Annotated in this window: 15 protein-coding genes; 7 read left to right on the plus strand and 8 right to left on the minus strand. The window is 73.1% G+C overall.

Annotated elements, in window-relative coordinates; genetic code table 11:
- Positions 1–4 precede the first annotated feature (4 nt).
- From AB0C33_RS34900 to AB0C33_RS34930, 7 genes are all read right to left on the minus strand, one after another.
- A complete protein-coding gene (locus tag AB0C33_RS34900) occupies positions 5–1,951 on the minus strand; it encodes a CRTAC1 family protein (RefSeq protein ID WP_358295139.1) in 1,947 nt (648 codons plus the stop codon).
- Positions 1,948–2,925 (minus strand): DUF1702 family protein, encoded by a 978-nt coding sequence (locus tag AB0C33_RS34905; protein WP_358295142.1) that lies wholly within the window; start codon positions 2,923–2,925, stop codon positions 1,948–1,950. Before AB0C33_RS34905 ends, AB0C33_RS34900 begins: the two co-directional genes overlap by 4 nt.
- Before the next feature lie 143 nt (positions 2,926–3,068).
- On the minus strand, positions 3,069–4,061 hold the full coding sequence (locus AB0C33_RS34910; protein WP_358295145.1) for a DUF1702 family protein: 993 nt from the start codon (positions 4,059–4,061) through the stop codon (positions 3,069–3,071).
- Positions 4,062–4,096: 35 nt separating this feature from the next.
- A complete protein-coding gene (locus AB0C33_RS34915) occupies positions 4,097–4,279 on the minus strand; it encodes an acyl-CoA carboxylase epsilon subunit (protein ID WP_358295148.1) in 183 nt (60 codons plus the stop codon).
- Positions 4,280–4,437: 158 nt separating this feature from the next.
- Positions 4,438–7,209, minus strand: a complete 2,772-nt coding sequence (locus tag AB0C33_RS34920; protein WP_358295151.1) for an AAA family ATPase — start codon at positions 7,207–7,209, stop codon at positions 4,438–4,440.
- A gap of 57 nt (positions 7,210–7,266) precedes the next feature.
- Positions 7,267–9,015, minus strand: a complete 1,749-nt coding sequence (locus tag AB0C33_RS34925) for a 2-isopropylmalate synthase (protein WP_358295154.1) — start codon at positions 9,013–9,015, stop codon at positions 7,267–7,269.
- A gap of 18 nt (positions 9,016–9,033) precedes the next feature.
- A complete protein-coding gene (locus tag AB0C33_RS34930; RefSeq protein ID WP_357982008.1) occupies positions 9,034–9,360 on the minus strand; it encodes a hydroxyisourate hydrolase in 327 nt (108 codons plus the stop codon).
- A 369-nt stretch (positions 9,361–9,729) separates the two neighbouring features.
- Between AB0C33_RS34930 and AB0C33_RS34935 the strand changes: the two genes are divergently transcribed.
- The 4 genes from AB0C33_RS34935 to AB0C33_RS34950 all read left to right on the plus strand — a co-directional run bounded on the left by AB0C33_RS34935 (position 9,730) and on the right by AB0C33_RS34950 (position 15,910).
- A complete protein-coding gene (locus AB0C33_RS34935; RefSeq protein ID WP_358295157.1) occupies positions 9,730–9,924 on the plus strand; it encodes a hypothetical protein in 195 nt (64 codons plus the stop codon).
- 216 nt (positions 9,925–10,140) lie between these two features.
- Positions 10,141–13,206: a BTAD domain-containing putative transcriptional regulator gene (locus AB0C33_RS34940; protein WP_358295160.1), complete on the plus strand. Its 3,066-nt coding sequence runs from the start codon at positions 10,141–10,143 to the stop codon at positions 13,204–13,206.
- Between the two features lie 73 nt (positions 13,207–13,279).
- Positions 13,280–14,338, plus strand: a complete 1,059-nt coding sequence (locus AB0C33_RS34945) for a glucose-1-phosphate thymidylyltransferase (RefSeq protein ID WP_358295163.1) — start codon at positions 13,280–13,282, stop codon at positions 14,336–14,338.
- 24 nt (positions 14,339–14,362) lie between these two features.
- The gene (locus tag AB0C33_RS34950; RefSeq protein WP_358295165.1) at positions 14,363–15,910 is read left to right on the plus strand and encodes an MFS transporter; all 1,548 of its coding nucleotides are present in this window, start codon (positions 14,363–14,365) and stop codon (positions 15,908–15,910) included.
- An 82-nt stretch (positions 15,911–15,992) separates the two neighbouring features.
- Here AB0C33_RS34950 and AB0C33_RS34955 read toward each other — a convergent pair whose 3' ends face one another.
- Positions 15,993–17,201, minus strand: a complete 1,209-nt coding sequence (locus tag AB0C33_RS34955; RefSeq protein ID WP_358295168.1) for an acyl-CoA dehydrogenase family protein — start codon at positions 17,199–17,201, stop codon at positions 15,993–15,995.
- Positions 17,202–17,374: 173 nt separating this feature from the next.
- Here AB0C33_RS34955 and AB0C33_RS34960 point away from each other — a divergent pair, with 173 nt between their 5' ends.
- From AB0C33_RS34960 to AB0C33_RS34970, 3 genes are read left to right on the plus strand one after another with little or no spacing between them, the layout of a single operon-like run.
- Positions 17,375–18,550, plus strand: coding sequence for an acyl-CoA dehydrogenase family protein (locus AB0C33_RS34960; protein ID WP_358295171.1), 1,176 nt, complete (start codon positions 17,375–17,377; stop codon positions 18,548–18,550).
- Between the two features lie 11 nt (positions 18,551–18,561).
- Positions 18,562–18,963 (plus strand): SgcJ/EcaC family oxidoreductase, encoded by a 402-nt coding sequence (locus tag AB0C33_RS34965; RefSeq protein WP_358295174.1) that lies wholly within the window; start codon positions 18,562–18,564, stop codon positions 18,961–18,963.
- A gap of 1 nt (position 18,964) precedes the next feature.
- A complete protein-coding gene (locus AB0C33_RS34970; RefSeq protein ID WP_358295642.1) occupies positions 18,965–20,344 on the plus strand; it encodes an FAD-dependent oxidoreductase in 1,380 nt (459 codons plus the stop codon).
- Positions 20,345–20,346 lie beyond the last annotated feature (2 nt).

Below are 20,346 nucleotides of genomic sequence, written 5' to 3' on the forward strand. Positions count from 1 at the left end.
GCCGTCACTTCTCCTTCGCTTGCGAGCCGAGCTGGAGGGTGTGCCAGCCGGGGGTGAGCGTGAGCTCCTGCTGGTGCCGCTGTCCGGCGCGGTCGCGCCAGCTCAGCTTGACCCGCACGGGGCCGGTGACGTTCGCGCCGAGGCCGATGTGCACCGCGTGCGCGCGCTTGCCGGAGTGGCCGCTGCCGCCGTCCACGCGGCCCATGAAGGAGCGGCCGTCGGGCGTGGTGGCGGTCACCGTCGCGCCGATCACCGGCGATCCGGCGGCGGGCAGCGGGCCGGCCGCGGAGGGGGTGTCGTGCAGCAGGCGCAGCCCGAGGAACGAGCCGGCCGACCGGCTGGTGTTGAGGTAGAAGGCGGGGGCCTCCCACTGGCGGGCCACCGCGAAGTCGATCAGGCCGTCGCCGTTGACGTCCCCGGTCGCGATGCCGCGCGTCGGCACGGGCACGGCCAGGCCGAGCTGCTCCGACAGGTTGGCGTAGCGGCCGTCGGGGCCCTTGGCGAAGAAGGCCAGCGTCTGCGCGCCGGCGATGTCGCCGCCCTCGGTGACGTTCGGCCACGACTTGGGGTTGCTGGTCACGCCGTCGTTGGCGGCGGCCAGCTCCTGCAGCGGCGGCCAGCGGTTGACGTCGCCCTTGACGAACCCGGTCGCCTGGACGATCTCGTTCTCGCCGTCGTTGTCGAAGTCCTCGATCTTCGGGTCCCAGCCCCAGCCGGACCAGGCGGTGCGCAGCTCGGCGCTGAGGTCCTTCCACGGCGCCCGGCCCTGCCGCAGCTTCTCGCGCAGCTCGGCCTGGGTCTTGACGGTGGACAGGAACGTGAAGTTGCTCTCCTGGATGCCGTACGGGGTGGTGATGTTGCTGACGAAGAAGTCCAGGACGCCGTCGTGGTTGAGGTCGCCGGCGTCCGAGCCCATGCCCTTGAAGGAGTCCTCGCCGAGCACCTTCGACTTCGGCACGCCGATCTCGTGCGTCCCGACGGTGGGGGAGAACGTGATCGTGCCGGGGGAGGAGGTGTTGTAGAGCAGGTGGTCGGGCCCGAAGTCGTTGTTCAGCAGCAGCTCGGGCAGGCCGTCGCCGTCCAGGTCGGCGCTGGTCGCGCCGAGCTCCCAGCCGGTGGAGACGTCCGGCGGCAGCACGCCGTCCAGGCGGGTGAAGCCGCCGTTGCCGGTGCCCCGGAAGAAGTAGTCCCGGCCGCCGTTGACGGCCTTGGACAGCGAGTGGTTCATCTGCACGCCGCCGTCCACGCGGCTGTCGAGGACCGGGCTGCCGTCGGGGAAGTAGTTGCCGACGAAGATGTCCTGCCTGCCGTCACCGTCGAAGTCGGCGACGGTCGCGACGTTGCTGTTCCACACCTCGCCGGTGTACTTCGCGCCGCCCGCGTTGGGCACCAGCTCGGCCGCGTCGAAGGCGGCGGCCTCGAACCGGGCCGCGGTCGGCCGCTGCAGGTGCAGCGTGGGCGTGCGGCCCCACCAGTAGACCAGCAGGTCCGTGCGGCCGTCGTCGTTGTAGTCGGCGGGCACCGCGCCCATGGGCGCCATCGCGTCGGTGACCGGCAGCGAGCCGAGCGACAGCGCGAACGGCCGGTACCGCTCGCCGCCGCCCTCGACCGGCGCCGGGGTGACGACCACCTGGTCGGTACGCGGGTCCACGATCACCAGGTCGTCGTCCCTGCCGTTGCCGTCGAGGTCGTTCAGCGCGATCGCGGCCCCCACCGAGGAGATCCAGGCGTCGATGTGCTTGTAGGCCTGGTTCACCTTGCGGACGGTCTTGGCCGGGCCGCCGCCCGGCATGGCGATCGCCAGGGACTTGAAGCCGTACGCGCCGGCCATCTCGGCCTTGGTCGCGTCGGAGGCGAAGGTCGGGTGGCCGATCGCGAAGACGGCGATCATCAGCGCGAGTGCGGCGACTCCGGCCGCCTGCTTGCGCAACCACGCGGCTACCGAGCTCACGAGGGAACACCTCCATGGAAGACGAACGTCTCGGCGATACGCCGGCGCCACGCCTCATAGGCGGGCGGCGAGTCCTGTGCTGTCGCGGTGGGGCGGGTCACGCGGCTCACCTCGGCCGCCTGCTCCGCCGTGGTGCCGCAGAGAACGCCCACGGCCGACTCGGTGTGCGGGAAGAGCAGCCCGGCGCGGATCCTGGCCTCGGCGGCGAACACGCTGCCCTGGGCCAGCGGCCCCCGGTGCGCTCCGGCGCGCTCGCGCAGCCACCGCAGCTCGGCGTCGTCGGCGCCGCCCGCGTAGGTGGCGGCCAGGCCGATGCCGGCGTAGAGGTCGGCGTGGCGGGACTCGGGGAACCGTTCGAGCAGCGTGACCGCCCGCTCGGCGCTGGTGCCGGCGACGAACCACAGGGCGCGGCCGATGCCCTGGTCGAGGGCGTGGGCCGCGTAGTCCTCCTGGCCGGCCGGCCAGGAGAAGCGGGGTTCGCGCACCTGCTGGTGCACGTACCGGTCGGTGTGGAAGTAGGCCTGGTGGAAGCCGTACCCGTCGTGGACCAGCCACAGCAGCAGCGGGTCCAGCAGCCGGGGCTTGGGCCACAGGAAGCGGGGGAGCCGGGCCATGGCCCAGCCGATCCCCACGTAGATCATGTAGTTGTGGTGGTGCCCGCGTCCCTGGAGGCAGGCGTTGACCCGGCGCAGGTCGCCGAAGGTCATGCAGTCCAGGATGGCGAAGCCCATGCCCGCGCCCTCGTAGGCGAAGCCGCGGAAGCGGGCGGGCACCTCTTCGAGCCGGTCCTCGGCCTCGGCGACGGTGCGTGACTCCACGGCGTGGGCGTAACCGGCGAGAAAGTATTCGCCGACCGTCTCCAGTAATTCGGTGGACGCCGCGTTCTTCACCCAGAAGCCGCGCGTTTCGACTTTCGTCTCACCGACGTCCGGCACCAGAATTCTGCGTCTCAGTGACCGCAATGCGCTTGCCAATTGAGCCTCCGCCGCTTATAGCCCGAACAATCCAATTTCATTGACACATGCCGCCCGGTGGCCGGACAACTTCGGGTTTGCTCAGCTCGGAGGCTCATTTTTGGGCGTGCGAAAGCGAATGACGTGCTTATTCCGGGAAACGCTCAGCGGGCCGGGAGCTCGGCCTCGGCCGCGAAATGCGCGCGCACCCTGGCGCGCCACAGCTCGTAATCCGGGACGCGTTCCGACGTGCCCGCGGCGACTGCGCTCTCGTCGGCCAGCGCGACCGCGCCGGCCACGTCGAGCCCGGTCAGCACCGCGCCGGTGGCCGCCGAATGCTCCGGGACGAACCCCGAGTAGTGCCGGGCCTTGGTCGCGAACACCGAGCCCTGGGCCAGCTCGCCCCGGTGCTCCCCGGCCTCCTCGCGCAGCACCGCCGCCGCGCCCGCCGCGCACCCGGCGAACGTGGCCGCCAGCCCGACCCCGCTCCACAGGTCCGCCTGCCGCCCCGCGGCGAACGCGCGCACCGCCGCGGCCACGTCGCCCGGCCTGCCGCCGTGGATGAACCACAACGCCCGGCCGACGCCCTGGTCCACGGCGCGCGGGAAGTAGGCCGCGTCGCCCTGCCAGGGGTAGGGGGCCGGCACCTGCTGCCCGTCGACGTACCGGCGGGTGTGGAAGTAGGCCAGGTCGAAGCCGTACCCGTCCACGGCCAGCCAGCTCATCACCGGGTGGTACGGGGTGCCGTCCAGGTCGGGCAGCACCTTCTTCCACAACACCCGCGGCAGCCGGGCCATGGCGAAGCCGATGCCGATGTAGGCCAGGAAGATGTGCGGCTGCCCCGGGCCCATGAGCAGGTCCCGGGTACGCCGCCCGCGCCCGCCGCCCATGGCGTCCAGCACGGTGAAGGCCATCGTCGCGCCCTCGTAGGCGAAGCCGCGCTGCTCGACGTCCACCAGGGACAGCCGGCGCTCGATCTCCCACTGGTCGCGGACGTCGATGCCCCACTCGAAGCCGCACACGACGGCCTGCGGGATCGCCTCCAGGCGGCCGGTGAGCGCCGAGGGGACGACGGGGAAGCCGCGTGCGCCGAAGGTCACGTCGGCCAGGGATGGCGCCAGCACGAGCCGGCGCAGCGAACCGAGCAGAGACGACATGGTGTGCTCCTCCTCCAGTACCGTGAAGACCCGGGTCAGCTCGCCCAGGCCGCCAGCCGCCAGTCGCCGCCGGGCAGCGGCCTGGGCACCAGGACGGACGGGTCCGACCACGCCGACGCCTCGCGCTCGGCCGCCTCGGCCAGGCGGCGGAAGACCGCTGCGACGACCGCTTCGAGTTCCTCGGGGGTCGCCTGCCCCCGCACCACGGTGAGTTCCATGCCTTCGACGCTCGCCCGCGGGCCCGCGCGGCCGCAACTTCCTGCATGCCCGGTGCCCACCGGGAGCACAGGTGAGCACGGGTGAACCCGGTCCGGCGGCGGAAGGCTCGCCGGACCGGGTCGGCCCGGGTCAGGATCGGGCGGTCAGGATCGGGCGGTCAGGATTGGGCGGTGTCGTCGAACTCCACCACGAGCGGGAGGTCGGCCCGGCGGCGGATGTTCAGCTTGCGGTAGGTGCGGGTCAGGTGCTGCTCGACGGTGCTGATCGTGATGTAGAGCTTGGCCGCGATCTCGCGGTTGCTGTAACCGGCCGCCGCCAGCGCGGCGACCCGGCGCTCGCCGACGCTCAGCACGCCGATCAGGTCGCCCGGCAGGGGGGACGGCGCGCCGTCCGCGTCCGCCGCCCGGCTGAGCGCGCCGATCATCGGCTCGGCCCCGCACTCCAGGGCCGCCGCCTGCGCCCGTCCGGCCACCGTGCGGGCCCGCCGGAACTCGCCCAGCGCCTCGTACGCCTCCACCAGGTCGAACAGCGCCCTGGCCAGCTCGTACCGGTCGCCGGCGAGCTGGAGGTACTCCACCGCCTGGCGCAGCAGCGCCGGACGGCGGGCCGGCTCGGAGACGGCCGCCTTGAGCCGCATCCCGATGCCGCGTCCCCGGTAGGCGCCGGGACCGCAGCCGTCCAGGTGGGCCTTGATCAGCTCCCTGGCCTCCTCGGTCTGGCCCATCCGCAGGCACGCCTCGGCCGCGTCGGCCTGCCAGGGGATCAGCGCCGGGTTGTTCAGGCCCCAGGCCGTCACCAGCTCGCCGCAGCGCAGGAAGTCGTGCAGCGCGGCCACGAACGACTCGCCGGCCAGGTTGTAGCGGCCGCGGGCGTACAGGTAGTGCAGGCCGTAGCGGGTCTGGAACATGGCCTCGGCGACCGGCCGGTCCAGCGGGTCGCGCACGGCCTCGTGCCGGCCCATCGCGGTCAACGCGATGACCAGGCTGGCCAGCGGGCCGCCGATGGCCACGCCCCAGCTGCTCATCGGGATCGTGTCCAGCGCGATGCGGGCGTGCCGCTCGGCGGCGGGCATGTCGCCCTGGCGGATCGCGATCTCGGCCCGGATGGCCGCCAGCCGGGCCCGGCGGCTCGGCGCCTGCCTTGCCGCCGCCTCGTCGCCGAACAGGTCGCACAGCGGCGCCGCGCGCTCGCAGCGCCCGGCGTAGGTGAGGGCGAGGAGCGAGTTCTCCACGACGTCCAGGGACATCTCGTCCAGCCGCTCGCCCTCCAGGATGCGTTCGACGGCGTCGAGGTTGTGCTCGCGCGGGCCGTGGGTGAGCACCTCGGCCAGGGCGAGCGTGGACTCCAGCCGCCGGTTGACGGCGACCGACACCATCCCGGCCAGGATGTGCTCGCGCGGCGGGTTGGCCACGTACGCGGCCAGCGGCGGGCAGGTCACCCGCAGCCAGAGCTGCGCCACGACCAGCTCGGCCAGCGTCGCGTGGTCGGACGCCGACGCCTCCTGGTTGAGCTGCTCCAGCACGTCGCGGGCGTCCTCGAAGCGGCCGTGCCACAGCAGCGCGCGGGCCAGCACGACGGCGTCGCTGCCGTGCAGGCTGCCCTTCTGCAGCGCCTCGGTGAGCTGGTCCAGGTGCCCGGCGGGGGTGGCCGGGTTGATCCGCCACTCCGCGCGGACCAGCATGGTCATCAGCTTGGAGCGCTGGAGCTCGTCGGTGCACTCGCGCCAGGCCAGCTTCAGGTAGGCCACCGCCGACTCCACCTCGCCCTTGCGCAGCGCGGCCAGCGCGGCCTCCTCCAGCGTCGGCACCACCCACGGCGCCTCGACCCTGGCGGCCTGCAGCAGGCGGTCGGCGACCACGCCGGGCCGCACGCCGCGCGTGTAGGCCAGCTCGGCGGCGCGGCGGTACAGCTCCTTGCGCTCGGACAGGTCCATGCCGGCAAGCACCGCCGAGCGCACCGCCTCGTGCCGGTAGCCGCCGCCGCGCAGCAGGCCGGTCGCGCCGATCGTGAGCAGCTCCCTGCCGACGTCCACGGCAGGCAGTTCGAGCATCTCGGCCAGCCCGTCGGCCTCGCCGAGGATGGCCAGGCCCTGCGCCACCCGGACGGTACGCGGATGGCTGCGCCGCAGGCACGTCTCGACCGCCCGGACGAACCGGTCGCCGACGACCAGCTCCCGCGGCGGCTCCTCCACGGCCCGCAGGTGCTGGCGGTAGTCGGCGGCCAGCTCGCCGGCCAGCAGCGGGTTGCCGCCGCTGATCGTGTGCCACTCGTCGGCGAACCGCTCGGTCGCGCTGAGCCCCACCTGGCCCGCCACCAGCGCGGCCACGCCCCTGCGGGAGAGCGGGGCGAGCTGCAGGCGCAGGCAGTGCGGCAGCCGCAGCAGGTCGGTCTCCAGCGGCCCGTCCGTGCCCTGCCGGTCGTTGAGCGCGAACACCGCCACGATCCGCGCGTTGCGCACCCGCCGCGCCAGGTAGGCCAGGCAGAGCAGGGAGGTGCGGTCGGCGTGGTGCACGTCGTCCACGACGACCACCAGCGGGCAGCGTTCCGACAGGTCGAGCAGCACCGTGACCAGGGCGTGCACGACCTGCGGGTCGAGCAGCCGCTCGGCGTCGGCGTGCGCCGCGGTCGCGGTCCGCACGCCCTCCGCCAGCAGTTTCTCCGAGCGCTCGCGCTCCTCCTCGACCAAGGGGGCGTCCTGGATGAGCTGGCGGAGCAGGCCCAGTTGCAGGTCCTGCTCCATGCGCGATCCTGTCGCCGTCACCGCGAGCGCGCCCAGCTCTATGGCCTGTTCGGACAACGCGCGCAGCAGCGCGCTCTTGCCCGTCCCGGCGGGCCCGCTGACCAGCGCGACCCGTCCACGGCCGAGGATGGCGTTGGCGACGAGCGACTCCAGGCAGGACATCTCCTCCTGCCGTTCGATGAGAGTCATGGCCGTCTCCCCACATGTCGTGTTGCGCTCACGCTAGGCCGGGGTGGTATTCGATCTCTATCGTCCCGCCATCAGCCGCCGGTTCCTGGCCGCGCGCCGGCGTCCGGGCTCGGGAAGGGGCAGGTCGGGGGCGGGGGAGGCGGGTGCGGCGGCCGGCGGGTCCGCGCGGCGGGCGCGGGCCACGGCCGTGCCCACGGCGGCCAGGGCCGCGGCGACCGCGTCGGGCGCGGCGCCGGCGCCCCACGCCGTGCCGCCGTCCAGGCCGCACCGGGCGTAGACGGTCACCTCGCCGGCGGCGGCGCCGGCCGCGCCGTCGAGGTGGTGCACGGCCCGGACCCGGACGCCGGCGGCCTCCAGCGCCGCGCGCAGCGCCGCCGCCACGTCCGACCGGGCCCGCCCGTACGCGCCGCCGTCGACGTGCAGCGTGGCCACCGTCCCGGCGAGATCGCCGGGCAGGTCGCCGGGGTCGCCGGGGGGCAGGTACTCCTGCTCGAACAGCCGCCTGATCCGCTCCGGCTCGACCACGCCCTGCCCTGCCTCCGCCATCGCCTGGACGGCCCGGCCCAGCTCGATCTGCAGCCCGCGCGGCAGCGTGATCCCGTACCGGGCGTTCAGCAGGTACGCCGGGCCCGCCTTGCCCGACTGGCTGGTGACCCGGACCACCGCCTCGTACGTGCGCCCCAGGTCCCGCGGGTCCACCGGCAGGTACGGCACCTCCCACGGCAGCTCCGCCGGGTCGTTCCCGGTACGGGCCGCCTCCCGGTCCATGGCGTCGAACGCCTTCTTGATCGCGTCCTGGTGCCCGCCGGAGAAGGCGGTGAACACCAGGTCGCCCCCGTACGGGTGGCGCGGCGGCACCGCGAGCCCGGTGCACTCCTCGACGACGCGCCGCACCCGGTCGAGCTCGGAGAAGTCGACGCCGGGGTCGACGCCCTGGGTGGCCAGGTTCAGGCCCAGCGTGACCAGGCAGACGTTGCCCGCCCGCTCCCCGTTGCCGAACAGGCAGCCCTCGACGCGCTGGGCGCCGGCCAGCATCGCCAGCTCGGCCGCCGCGACCCCGGTGCCGCGGTCGTTGTGCGTGTGCACCGACAGGCAGACGTGCTCGCGGTGCGGCAGGTTGCGGTGCAGCCACTCGATCTGGTCGGCGAACACGTTGGGCGTCGAGCGCTCGACCGTCGTCGGGAAGTTCAGGATGATCGGCCGGTCGGGGCCCGGCTGCCAGACGTCCATGACGGCCGCGCAGACCTCCAGCGCGAAGTCCGGCTCGGTGTCGTGGAAATGCTCAGGCGAGTACTGAAACCGAACATCACCCTCTTCGAGTAATTTATCGGCATATTTCATGACCAATCGGGTTCCCTGGACCGCCAGGTCCTTGCACTCGTCTCGGTTCATCCCGAACACCAGCCGCCGCGCCAGCGGCGAGGTCGCGTTGTAGAGGTGGATCGTCGCCCCGGGCGCCCCGCTCACGCTCTCCACCGTGCGCTCGATCAGCTCGTCGCGCGCCTGGGTCAGCACGGTCACGCACACGTCGTCCGGGATGCGGTCGCGCTCGACCAGGAGCCGGACGAAGTCGTAGTCGTCCTGGCTCGCCGCCGGGAAGCCGACCTCGATCTCCTTGTAGCCCATGCCCACCAGCAGGTCGAACAGCACCAGCTTGCGGCCGGGGTCCATGGGCCTGGGCAGCGCCTGGTTGCCGTCCCGCAGGTCGGTGGACAACCAGCGCGGCGGCGCGGTGAGCACGGCGTCCGGCCAGGCGCGGTCGCCGAGCGGCATCCGGGGGAAGGGTCGATAGCGGCTGATCTTCATGTCCGGCCTCACTGTCCCTCAGCTGAGCGATCCGAAATAGACGGTCGAGAAATGCGGCGAGATCAGCACGACGATGTGGTTCACGGCGGTCTCGTCCACCATGCGGAAGGTGACGACGATCTCCGGATACGCCGGCCGCAGCCCGAGCCCGACGAAGTACGGGTCGGTGGCGAACACGATGCGGTACAGGCCGCGGTCGAGCGGGCGGTCGGCCCACTCGCTGACCGATCCGTCCTGGTCCGTACGGGTCTCGGCTTCGAGCACCCATTGCCCGTCGGCGTCATGGTCCAGGCGTACGTGCAGGTCGGCCGCACCCCGGCCGTAGACCGCGTCCTGGGCTTGCACCGCTATTCCCATCGAACCTCTCCGAGTGGTCCGCGCGGGCCGTCCGCGCACATGGCCACCCGGACGACGACAGGTCGCGCCGCCCGGGCTCGCGCCCAAGGCTCGCGCCGCCGCCTATCCGCCGGACCTCCGGCCGCTATCGCCGCGCTATCGCCGTCCGATCGTCGCCGATCGCGAAAAGAGGCGGCCGCCTTATTTCGCGCTATCGCCGCTATCGCCGGCGGGTGCGGGGACGGGTGTGCACAGCGTCCAACGTGCACTGATGCCCGGCGAAAAGAAGATGGATAAAGCGCGAATTGCGCACCGTGTGAGCGTCATTTCCGAAGCCGCGGGACGAAGACCGCGGTAATCACCCGGAGGTAGATCGAAATGACCGCGACCACCACCCTCACCGCCCGCGTCCGCCTCACCCTCGCGCTGCTGCTCGCCGCGCTGGCCGGCTTCGCCGCCATCGCCGCCGCGCCGGCCCCCGCGCACGCCGTTCCGTCCGCCGGCCAGCACGACACCGTCAACGGCACCATGGACTGGCCGTGGGGCCTGATCGAGGGCGCCTTTCAGCGCTGACGGTGACAGGCAACACGGATCACCCTGAAACGCTCCAAAACTGGCCACATACCCAAGGGCGTTGTACCATCCACCCAAACCATGGCAGAAACTTTTGAGGGGTAAGCACCAGTTACGCCGCTCATCATGGCAATCACGCCCGGATTCCGGTCGCTTCGGGAAAGATCTTTGACCGAGGGCGATGATTTGTTTGAGGGGATGCGGGTGGAGTTTCGCGTGTTGGGTGCGCTCGAGGTAACTGCGAGCGACAGACAGCTCGATCTCGGCGGGGCGCGGCAGCAGATCGTCCTCGCCGTCCTGATCCTGAACGCCAATCACTCGGTCACACTGGACCGCCTCGTCGAGGCGATCTACGACGAGGACCCCCCGGCCACGTCGCGCGCACAGGTGCAGATCTGCATCTCCGCGCTCAGGCGCCTGTTCAGCGCCCACGGCCACCCCGAGATGATCGTCACCACCCGGCAGGGCTACATGTTGCGCGCCCCCGCCGACGCGATCGACGCACGCCGTTTCGAGAGCCTTGTGAGCCGGGCCCGCAAGGCTCGTGACGGACGTTCCTTCCCCGAGGCCATCCAGCACTACCGCGAGGCGCTGGCGTTGTGGCGCGGCCCGGCTTTCGACGGCATCGACAGCAGGGCCGTGCAGGCGCTGGCCAGCGGGGTCGCCGAGCAGCGCGTCACCGCCAACGAGGACTGCGTGCAGCTCGAACTGGACCTCGGCCGCCACCACGAGCTCGTCGGCGAGCTGGCCGCGCTGGTCCAGGAACACCCGCTCAGGGAGGGACTGGCCGCCCAGCTCATGGTCGCCCTCTACCGCTCAGGACGGCAGGCCGAGGCGCTCCAGGTCTACCGCGACGCCCGGCGGGTCATCGTCGAGGAGCTGGGCATCGAGCCCAACGAGCGGCTCCAGCAGCTCGAATCGGCCATCCTCACCTCCGACGAGAGCCTGGAGGCGCAGCCGCCGCCCGCGGCGGCCCCGCCCGAGCCGCCCGCCCGTCAGCCCGCGGTGCCCGGCATGCTGCCCTCCGACATCGCCGACTTCATCGGGCGTCAGGCCCAGCTCGACGTCATCAGGCAGCGGGTGACCGTCCCCCTGGCCGGGGACGGCCGCTTCGCCGTGCCCGTCATCGCGGTCGCCGGGCGGGCCGGGATCGGCAAGACCACGATCGCCGTGCACGCCGCGCACAGCGTCGCCGCGCACTTCCCCGACGGCCAGCTCTTCGCCGACCTGCACGGCGGCGTCTCCCGCCCGGTCCACCCGATGCAGGTGCTCGACCGGTTCCTGCGGGCCTGCGGCGTGCAGGGGACGGCGCTGCCCGACACCCTCGGCGAGCGGGCCGAGCTGTACCGCATGCTGCTGGCCGACCGCAGGATGCTGATCGTGCTCGACGACGCCGCCGCCGAGAGCCAGGTGCTGCCGCTGTTACCCGGCAGCCCGACCTCGGCCGTCATCACCACCAGCCGGACCCGGCTCGGCGGGCTGGCCGGCGCCACCCACGTGGACGTCGACCTCTTCGACGCCGCCCAGTCCGTCGAGCTGCTGTCCCGCATCGCCGGGGCCGAGCGCGTACGGGCCGAGCCGGAGTCGGCCGCCGCCCTGGCCGAGCTGTGCTGCTTCCTGCCCCTCGCGCTGCGCATCGCCGGCGCCCGCCTGGCCTCGCGCCCCCACTGGGCCGTGGAGCAGCTCGTGGACCGGCTCGGCGACGAGGCCCGCCGGCTCGACGAGCTCAAGCACGGCGACATGGGCATCAGGGCCAGCCTGTCGCTCACCTACGACGCGCTCACCGAGCACGCCCGCCGCCTGTTCCGCCGGCTGGCGATCCTGCACTCGCACATCTTCTCCGCCTGGACCGGCGCCGCCCTGCTCGACCGGCCGCTGGCCGACGCCCAGGACCTCTTCGACGACCTGGTCGACGCCCAGCTCATCGAGGTCGCCGGGGTCGGCAGGAACGTCAACGTCCAGTACCGCTTCCACGACCTCATCCGCGTCTACGCCCACGAACGCCTGGCCGCCGAGGAGCCGCCCGCCGAGCGCAGCGCGGCGCTGGCCCGCGTGCTCGACGCGCTGCACCGCCTCACCGAGACCGCCAGGACCCGCGAGTACGGCCCGCCCGCCGGTCCCCACCTGCGGCCCGGCCCCGACTCGCCGCTCCCGGCCGAGCTGGTCGAGCGGCTGGTCGCCGACCCGATCGGCTGGTTCGAACGCGAGCGCCACGTGCTGCTGGCCGGCATCCGCCAGGCCGCCCAGGCCGGGTTCGTGGAGCTGTGCTGGCGCACCGCGATGAACGCCGAGCCCTTCTTCGAGCTGCACGTCTACCTCGACGACTGGCGCGAGATCCAGGAGATCGCCCTGGAGGCCGCCCGGCGGGCGGGGGACGAGCGCGGCCAGGCCGAGATGTTGTGCGTGCGCGGCACGCTGGCCCAGACAGAGCAGCACTTCGGCGAGGCCAGACGCGACTTCGAGGCCGCCCTGACGCTGTTCGAGAAGACCGGCAACGTCGTCCAGATCGCCCGCTCCCGGCGGAACCTGGCGTTCCTGGAGCGCATGAACGGCCAGCTGGACGCCGCCGCGACGCACCTGGAGCAGGCGCTGGCCATCTTCACCGACATCGGCGACCAGATCTCGGCCGCGCACACGCTGGACAACCTGGCCGCCATCCGGTCGGAGTGCGGCGACATCGACGACGCCAAGATCATGCTGGCCGAGGCGCTGGTCCGCGGGAAGAGCGGCGGCAGCCGGCGCATCATCTCCCAGATCCTGCACCGGATGGGCCGGGTGCACCTGCAGGCCGAGGAGTTCGCGCTGGCGGCCGGCGCGTTCGAGGAGGCGCTCACGCTGGTGGAGGAGATCGGCGACACCGTCGGCGAGTCCTTCGCCCTGCACGGTCTCGGCATCGCCCACCTGCGCAGGGGACGCCTGCGCGAGGCGGGCGACCTGCTGCGCCGGGCGCTGGCCGTGGCCGAGACCGCCCGCCACCGCCTGGCCGAGGCGCACGCCCTGGCCGGGCTGGGCGAGCTGGCCGTCACCGCGAACGAGCCCGGCGACGCGATCGGCCGCCTGCGCAAGGCGGTCACGCTGTTCCGCCAGATGCGCGCGCCGCTGTTCGAGGCGCAGACGCTCACGATGCTGAGCGAGGTGCTGGTCGCCCTCGGCGACGCCAGCGCGGCCGAACGGGCGCTGTCGCGGGTGCACGAACTGGCCGACACCGTCGACGAACGGGCCGGTCAGCGGCTGCGCGACGGCCTGTCCTCGGGGGCCGGGCTGGTGGAGGGCATCGGGTAACCGGGCTTTCTTCGCCGTCATCCCGCACTGTCAGAGATGCCCGCGGGGTCCCGCCGTTGGGATCCTGGCGAGCATGAAGGCTCTGGTGCTGTCCGGCGGGTCTGGCACCCGCATGCGTCCCTTGAGCCACTCCATGCCGAAGCAGCTCATCCCGATCGCCAACAAACCGGTCCTGGAGCACGTGCTGGAGAGCCTGCGCGCGCTCGGCGTGACCGAGATCGGCCTCGTGGTCGGCGACAGGGAGGCGCAGATCGCCGAGGTCGTCGGCGACGGCTCGCGGTTCGGGACGCGCGTCACCTACATCCGCCAGCTCCGCCCGCTGGGGCTGGCCCACTGCGTCAAGCTGGCGCGACCCTTCCTCGGCGGCGACGACTTCGTCATGTACCTCGGCGACTGCGTCCTGGCCGACGGCATCGGCCCGATCGCCGAGGAGTTCCACGCGCTGCGCCCGGCCGCCCAGATCGTGGTGCACCGGGTGGCCGACCCGCGGCCGTTCGGCGTCGTCGAGACCGACGAGACCGGCGCGGTGCTGCGGGTGGTGGAGAAGCCGGAACAGCCGCGCAGCGACCTGGTCATGACCGGCGTCTACTTCTTCACCCCGGCCGTTCACGAGGCGGTGGACCGCATCGCACCCGGACGCCGGGGCGAGCTGGAGATCACCGACGCCGTCCAGTGGCTGCTGACGTCCGGCCAGGAGGTCAGGGCGAGCCTCTACCGCGGCTACTGGAGCGACGCCGGCCGCGTCGAGGACGTCCTGGAGTGCAACCGGCGGCTGCTGGCCCGGCTCTCCCGCGACATCGCCGGCCACGTGGACGCCGCCAGCCTGGTACGCGGCGACGTCGTGCTCGGCCCCGGCGCGCGGGTGGTCGCCTCCGTCGTCGAGGGACCGGCGATCATCGGCCCGGACACCCTGATCGTGGACAGCCACATCGGGCCCGGCACCTCCATCGGACGCGACTGCGTGGTGCGCTCCACCCGCCTGTCCGACTCCATCGTGCTCGACGGCGCCTCCATCGTGGCCGCCAGCGGCCTGCGCGGCTCGCTCATCGGGCGCTACACCACCGTCGCTCCCGGCCGCAGCGACCACCGTCTCGTGGTCGGCGACCACACGCGGATCGAGCTGACCACATGAACCCAGGGAACAAGGAGTGAGGACGTGACCGACGACGGCGCCCCGCGCGCGGGGCGGAAAGAGTGGCTCGGGCTGGTGGCGCTGTTCCTGCCCACGATGCTCGTGGCCCTGGACATCAGCGTGCTGTTCCTGGCCTTGCCGCACCTCAGCGCCGACCTGGGCGCGGACGCCACCCAGCAACTGTGGATCACCGACATCTACGGCTTCATGACCGCCGGGTTCCTGGTCACCATGGGCTCGCTCGGCGACCGGATCGGCCGCCGGCGGCTGCTGCTGGCCGGAGGCGCGGCCTTCGGCCTGCTGTCGCTCCTGGCCGCCTTCTCCACCAGCCCCGAGATGCTGATCGTGGCCCGCGCGCTGCTCGGCGTCGCCGGGGCCACGCTGCTGCCCTCGACGCTGTCGCTGATCGGCGTCATGTTCCGCGACCCCCGCCAGTTCGGCCTGGCCATGGCCGCCTGGGGCACGGCCTTCATGCTGGGCATCGCGCTCGGCCCGGTGGTCGGCGGCGCGCTGCTGGAGCGCTTCTGGTGGGGGTCGGTCTTCCTGATGGGCGTGCCGGTCATGCTCCTGTTGCTGGCCGCGGCCCCGCTGCTGCCGGAGTTCCGCGATCCGGCCGGCGGCCGGATCGACCTGGTCAGCGTCGTGCTGTCGCTGGCGGCGATCCTGCCGCTGATCTACGGGCTCAAGGCGGTCGCCCGCGACGGCTGGGGCGCCGGTCCGGCCGTCGCGGTCGCCGCCGGGCTGCTCGTGGGGGCGGTGTTCGTGCACCGGCAGCGCGCGCTGGCCCACCCGCTGCTGGACGTGCGGCTGTTCCGCCACCGCGCGTTCACCGCCGCGGTGCTGATCGGGCTGCTGTGCGGGGCGCTGCAGACCGGGACCGGGATGGAGGTCGCGCTGTTCCTGCAGACGGTCGAGGGCATGTCGCCGCTGGAGGCGGGGCTGTGGCTGCTCGGCCCGGCCGTCGCGCTCATCGTCTCGATCAACCTCACCCCGCGGCTGGCCAGCCGGGTGCGGCCGGCGTACCTGCTGGGCGGCGGCATGGTGATCGCAGTCGTCGGGCAGCTCCTGCTCACCCAGGTCGTCGTGGGCGCGGTGACCGCGCTGATCGTCTTCCTGGGCGTGTGCTACTTCGGCGTCGGGCCGGTCGGCGGCATGATCAACCAGGTGGCGATGAGCACCAGCCCGCCGGAGCAGGCCGGTTCGGCCGCCTCGCTGGTGGCCACCGGCGGCGAGTTCGGCGTCGCGCTCGGCGTGGCGACCCTGGGCAGCCTCGGCACCGCGGTCTACCGGGGCACGTTCGCCCCGCCCGCCGGCACCCCGGCGCTCGCCCAGGACGGCATCACCGGCGCGGTCACCGTGGCCGGGCAGCTGCCCGCCGACCAGGGCGCGGCGCTGCTCGGCGCGGCCCGCGAGGCGTTCACCGCCGGGCTGCACGCGGTCGCCTGGGCGAGCGCGGCCCTGTGCGCCGTGCTGGCCGTGCTCGCGCTGGTCCGGCTGCGCGGCGTGGCGCCCTTCGCCGGCGTGCACGACGGCCACCACCAGCCGGACCAGGAGCCCGCCCTGGTGGACTGAGCACACGAGACCGAGCACACGAGACCGAGCACACGGGAAAGGCGGGCCCGGGGGACCGGGCCCGCCTTCGCCGTCCGGAGGGTCAGTCCAGGCCGAACCGGGCGCGGGACAGCTCCCGGTTGGCCAGGGCCGCCAGGTAGATCGCGAACCCGGCGTGGCTGTGCGTGGTGGACATGTCCCGCCAGATCCGCTCCATGCGCTGGCCGTCCCTGACCGCGCTGGAACCGGCCGTCGGGAACAGGCAGCCCTCCACGGCCCGCCAGGCCAGCCGGGCGACCTCGCGGCTGACGGTGGCCAGGCGCACGTCCCGCTCCCTGGTGAACGCCTCCGGGCCCGCCGCGCAGGTCCGGCTCCACTGCTGGACGGCGTTCGTCATGGCCGCCTCGGCGGCGGCGAGCATGCCGGCGGCCTCGCCGTACCAGAACTGGTAGTCGGGGTCCTCGGCGCGGGTGGTGAACGGCGGGAAGATGGTCGTCCTGATCCGCATCAGCTCCTCGTAGGCGTCCAGGGCGCCCTGGGCCATGCCGAGCACGACGGCCGCGCTGCCGAGCAGCATGACGCTGAGCGGGCCGCCGCCGTACTCGGGGTTGCCGTGCAGGTCCCGGCCGGGGGTGCCGCCGGTGACGACGGCCTGGCTGAGGTGGATCGGCAGCGTGAGGTGGCCGGGGACGCGGCCGCCCTCCATGGCGATGCTGTGCGAGCCGCTGCCCTTCAGGCCGAGCTGGCCGCCCCAGTCGTCCAGCCGGCGCCACTGGTCGCGCGGCGCGACGAACAACATCGGCCGCCCGTCCACGACGACGTGGCCCATGAAGTGGGTGGCGTACGGGGCTCCCGAGCAGTAGCTCCAGGTGCCGTCGAGGAGCCACCCGCCCTCGCCGTCCGGACGGGCGGAGCCGCCGGGCGCGACCGTGGCCGGGCAGACGAAGTCCCCGCAGGCGAACAGCTCGCTCTGGGCCCGCTCGCCGAACAGCGTGGCCACCGCCAGCGTGTGCGCCGAGCCGAAGGAGTACATCCAGCCGGTGGACGGGCAGCCCCGCGCGAGCGTCATCGACACCCGCATGAAGGTCTCCACGCCGAACTCGTAGCCGCCGAAGCGGCGGGGGACCAGGATGCGGTAGAAGCCCGCCCTGGCGAACGCCTCGTGGGTGTCGGGGGCGTAGTAGGTGCGCCGCTCCGTCTCGGCCTGGCGCTCGACCAGGGCGGGCACCATGGCCTCGGCCCTGGCGACGATCTCGTCGGGGGTGAGCCCGGGCTCGGGCGGAGCCATGGGGGCGTGGGTGACGGCTGTCATGCTGCGCGAACCCTTCGTCTCGGGTTTTCCTCAAGACTCGCCCGGCGCCGGTGACCTTCGCATCTCCGTGCGTGCCCGGCAATCCCGCACGCCGGAAGATGCGCCCGTCAACCGGCGAATGGGACGTTCAGGGAGCAGTGTCTCGACTGACGTCCCGGGAGGACATGGTGTTGATGACAGGTGCTCCGGCGCGGGAAGACCTCGTCCGCCGCGCGACGGAGGCAGGCCCTGTCCTGCGCAGGAACGCGGCCTGGGCGGAGGAGAACCGCAGGCTGCACGAGGAGACGATCGAGGCGCTGGCCGAGGCCGGCGTCTTCAGGCTGCGGACGCCGCGCCGCTATGGCGGTTTCGAGGCGGACACGCGCACCCTGGTCGAGGTCGCCGCCGAGCTGGGCCGCGCCGACGGCGCCGCGGCGTGGACGGCCTCGGTCTACTGGATCCCGACCTGGATGGCCGCCCACTTCCCCGAGGCCGTCCAGGACGAGGTGTTCGCCACCCCCGACGTGCGCATCTGCGGCACGCTCAGCCCCACGGCGATGGCCGTGCGCGCCGAGGGCGGCATCGTGGTCAACGGCAAGTGGGGCTTCGTCAGCGGCGCCCACCACAGCCACTGGCAGGAGATCGTGGCCGTCGTCGTCGGCCCGGACAGCGAGCCCGAGCCGGTCATGGCGCTGGTGCCGATGAGCGACCTGACCGTCATCGACGACTGGCACACCTCCGGCCTGCGCGGCACCGGCAGCGTCAGCACCGTGGCCCAGGACCTGTTCGTCCCGGCCGCCCGGGTCATGCCGCTGGGCGCGATCCTCCAGGGACAGCACGCCGACGGCGCCAACGCCGGCTCCCCGATCTACCGCTCGCCGCTGCTGCCGGTGGCCGCCGCCTCCTCGGTCGGGACCGTGCTCGGCCTGGCCAAGGCCGCCCGCGAGGTCTTCTTCGAGCGGCTGCCCGACCGCAAGATCACCTATACCGGGTACGCCAGCCAGAGCGCCGCCCCGCTGACCCACCTCCAGGTCGCCGAGGCCACCTTCAAGATCGACCAGGCCGAGTTCCACGCCCACCGCCTGTCCGCCACCGTGGACGCCAAGGACGCCGACTCCGCCCAGTGGACGATCGAGGAGCGCGTCCGCGCCCGTGCCGACATGGGCGCCGTCTGCCGCCTGGCCAAGGAGGCCGTCGACATCCTGGCCACCGCCAGCGGCGGCTCCTCCATCTACAGCGACGTGCCCATCCAGCGCATCGCCCGCGACGTGCACGCCGTCAACCAGCACGCCCTCATGCACCCCAACACCAACGCCGAGCTGTACGGGCGGATTCTGTGCGGCCTCGAACCCGACACCCTCTACATCTGAAGGAGATCGCCATGACCACTGTGTCCGCCCCCGACCAGACCCTCGCCGTCGCCGCCCTGCCGCAGCAGATCATCGCCGCCTGGGCCGCCCACGACGCCGAGGCGTTCGCCGCCGTCTTCACCGAGGACGGCTCCATGATCCTGCCCGGCGTGTACCGCAAGGGCCAGGCCGAGATCCGCGCCTTCATGACCCACGCCTTCGCCGGGCCGTACCAGGGCACCCAGGTCACCGGGCAGCCCATCGACCTGCGTTTCCTGGCGGAGGACGTCTGCCTGCTGACCACCGAGGGCGGCGTGCTGGCGGCCGGCGAGAGCGAGGTCGCCCCCGAGCGCGCGGTCCGCGCCTCCTGGCTGGCCGTCCGCCGCGACGGGCAGTGGAAGCTGGCCGCCTACCAGAACAGCCCGCGTGACTGAGATGGCCGCTCACGTCGCACAGCGCGCGGTGGTGCTCGGCGGAGGCATGGCGGGGCTGCTGGCCGCGCGCGTGCTCGCCGAGCACTGCGCCGAGGTCCTGCTGGTGGACCGGGACACGCTGACCGGCGCGGCGGGCCCGCGCCGGGGCGTGCCGCACGGCTGCCACGCCCACGCCCTGCTGGCCCGCGGCCAGCAGATCCTGGACGAGCTGTTCCCCGGCCTCACCCAGCAGATGATCGACGACGGGGTGCCCGCCGGAGACCTGGCCACCAGCCTGCGCTGGTACTTCAACGGCCGCCGGCTGCGCCCGGCCCCCACCGGCCTGATCAGCGTCTCGGCCACCAGGCCCGTCCTGGAGGAGCAGGTCAGGAACCGCGTCTCGGCCCTGCCCAACGTGCGCTTCCTGGAGCGCACCGACATCCTCGGGCCGACCGCGACCCCGGCCCGCGACCGGGTCACCGGCGTCCGCGTCCGCGGGACGGACGGCGTCGAGGAGCACCTGGCCTGCGACCTGCTGGTGGACGCGACGGGCCGCGGCTCGCGCACCCCCGCCTGGCTCCAGGAGCTCGGCTTCCCCCGGCCGGACGAGGACCGCGTCAAGATCGGCCTGGCCTACACCACCCGCCACTTCCGCCTGCGCCGCGACCCGTACGGCGAGGACCTGTCGATCAACCCCGTCGCCTCGCCCGCGAACCCGCGCGGCGCGTTCTTCCCCAAGTTGCCCGGCGACATGAGCATGCTCTCCCTCACCGGCATCCTGGGCGACCACCCGCCGGCCGACCTGGAGGGCTTCCTCGCCTTCGCCAAGTCCCTGCCCGTGCCCGACGTCTACGACGCCGTCCGCGACGCCGAACCGCTCGACGAGGGCGTCACCTTCACCTTCCCGGCCAGCGTGCGGCGCCGCTACGAGCGTCTGCCCGCCTTCCCCGACGGCCTGCTGGTGCTGGGCGACGGCGTGTGCAGCTTCAACCCCGTCTACGGCCAGGGCATGACCGTCGCCGCCATGGAGGCGATGATCCTGCGCGAGCACCTCCAGGCGGGCGCGGTGCCGCCCTGGCGGGCCTTCTTCCGGGACATCTCGCGGGTCATCGACGTCCCGTGGGACATCTCCGCCGGCGCCGACCTCGCCTTCCCCGGGGTGGAGGGCCGGCGTACCGCCAAGGTGCGCATCGGCAACGCCTACATGGCGCGCCTGCACGCCGCGGCGGCCCGCGACGGCGCGGTCACGGCCGCGTTCATGCGGGTGGCCGGGCTCGTGGACCCGCCGCAGACGCTCATGCGGCCCGCGCTCATGCTGCGGGTCCTGTGCCAGAGCGGCGGCGGCCCCGCGCCGGCCGCCGCCCCCGAGCAGCGCCCGCAGGTGCCGCTGCTCAAGTCCTGACC

The organism is Nonomuraea sp. NPDC048881, from assembly GCF_040649795.1.
In the GTDB taxonomy this organism is placed as follows: domain Bacteria; phylum Actinomycetota; class Actinomycetes; order Streptosporangiales; family Streptosporangiaceae; genus Nonomuraea.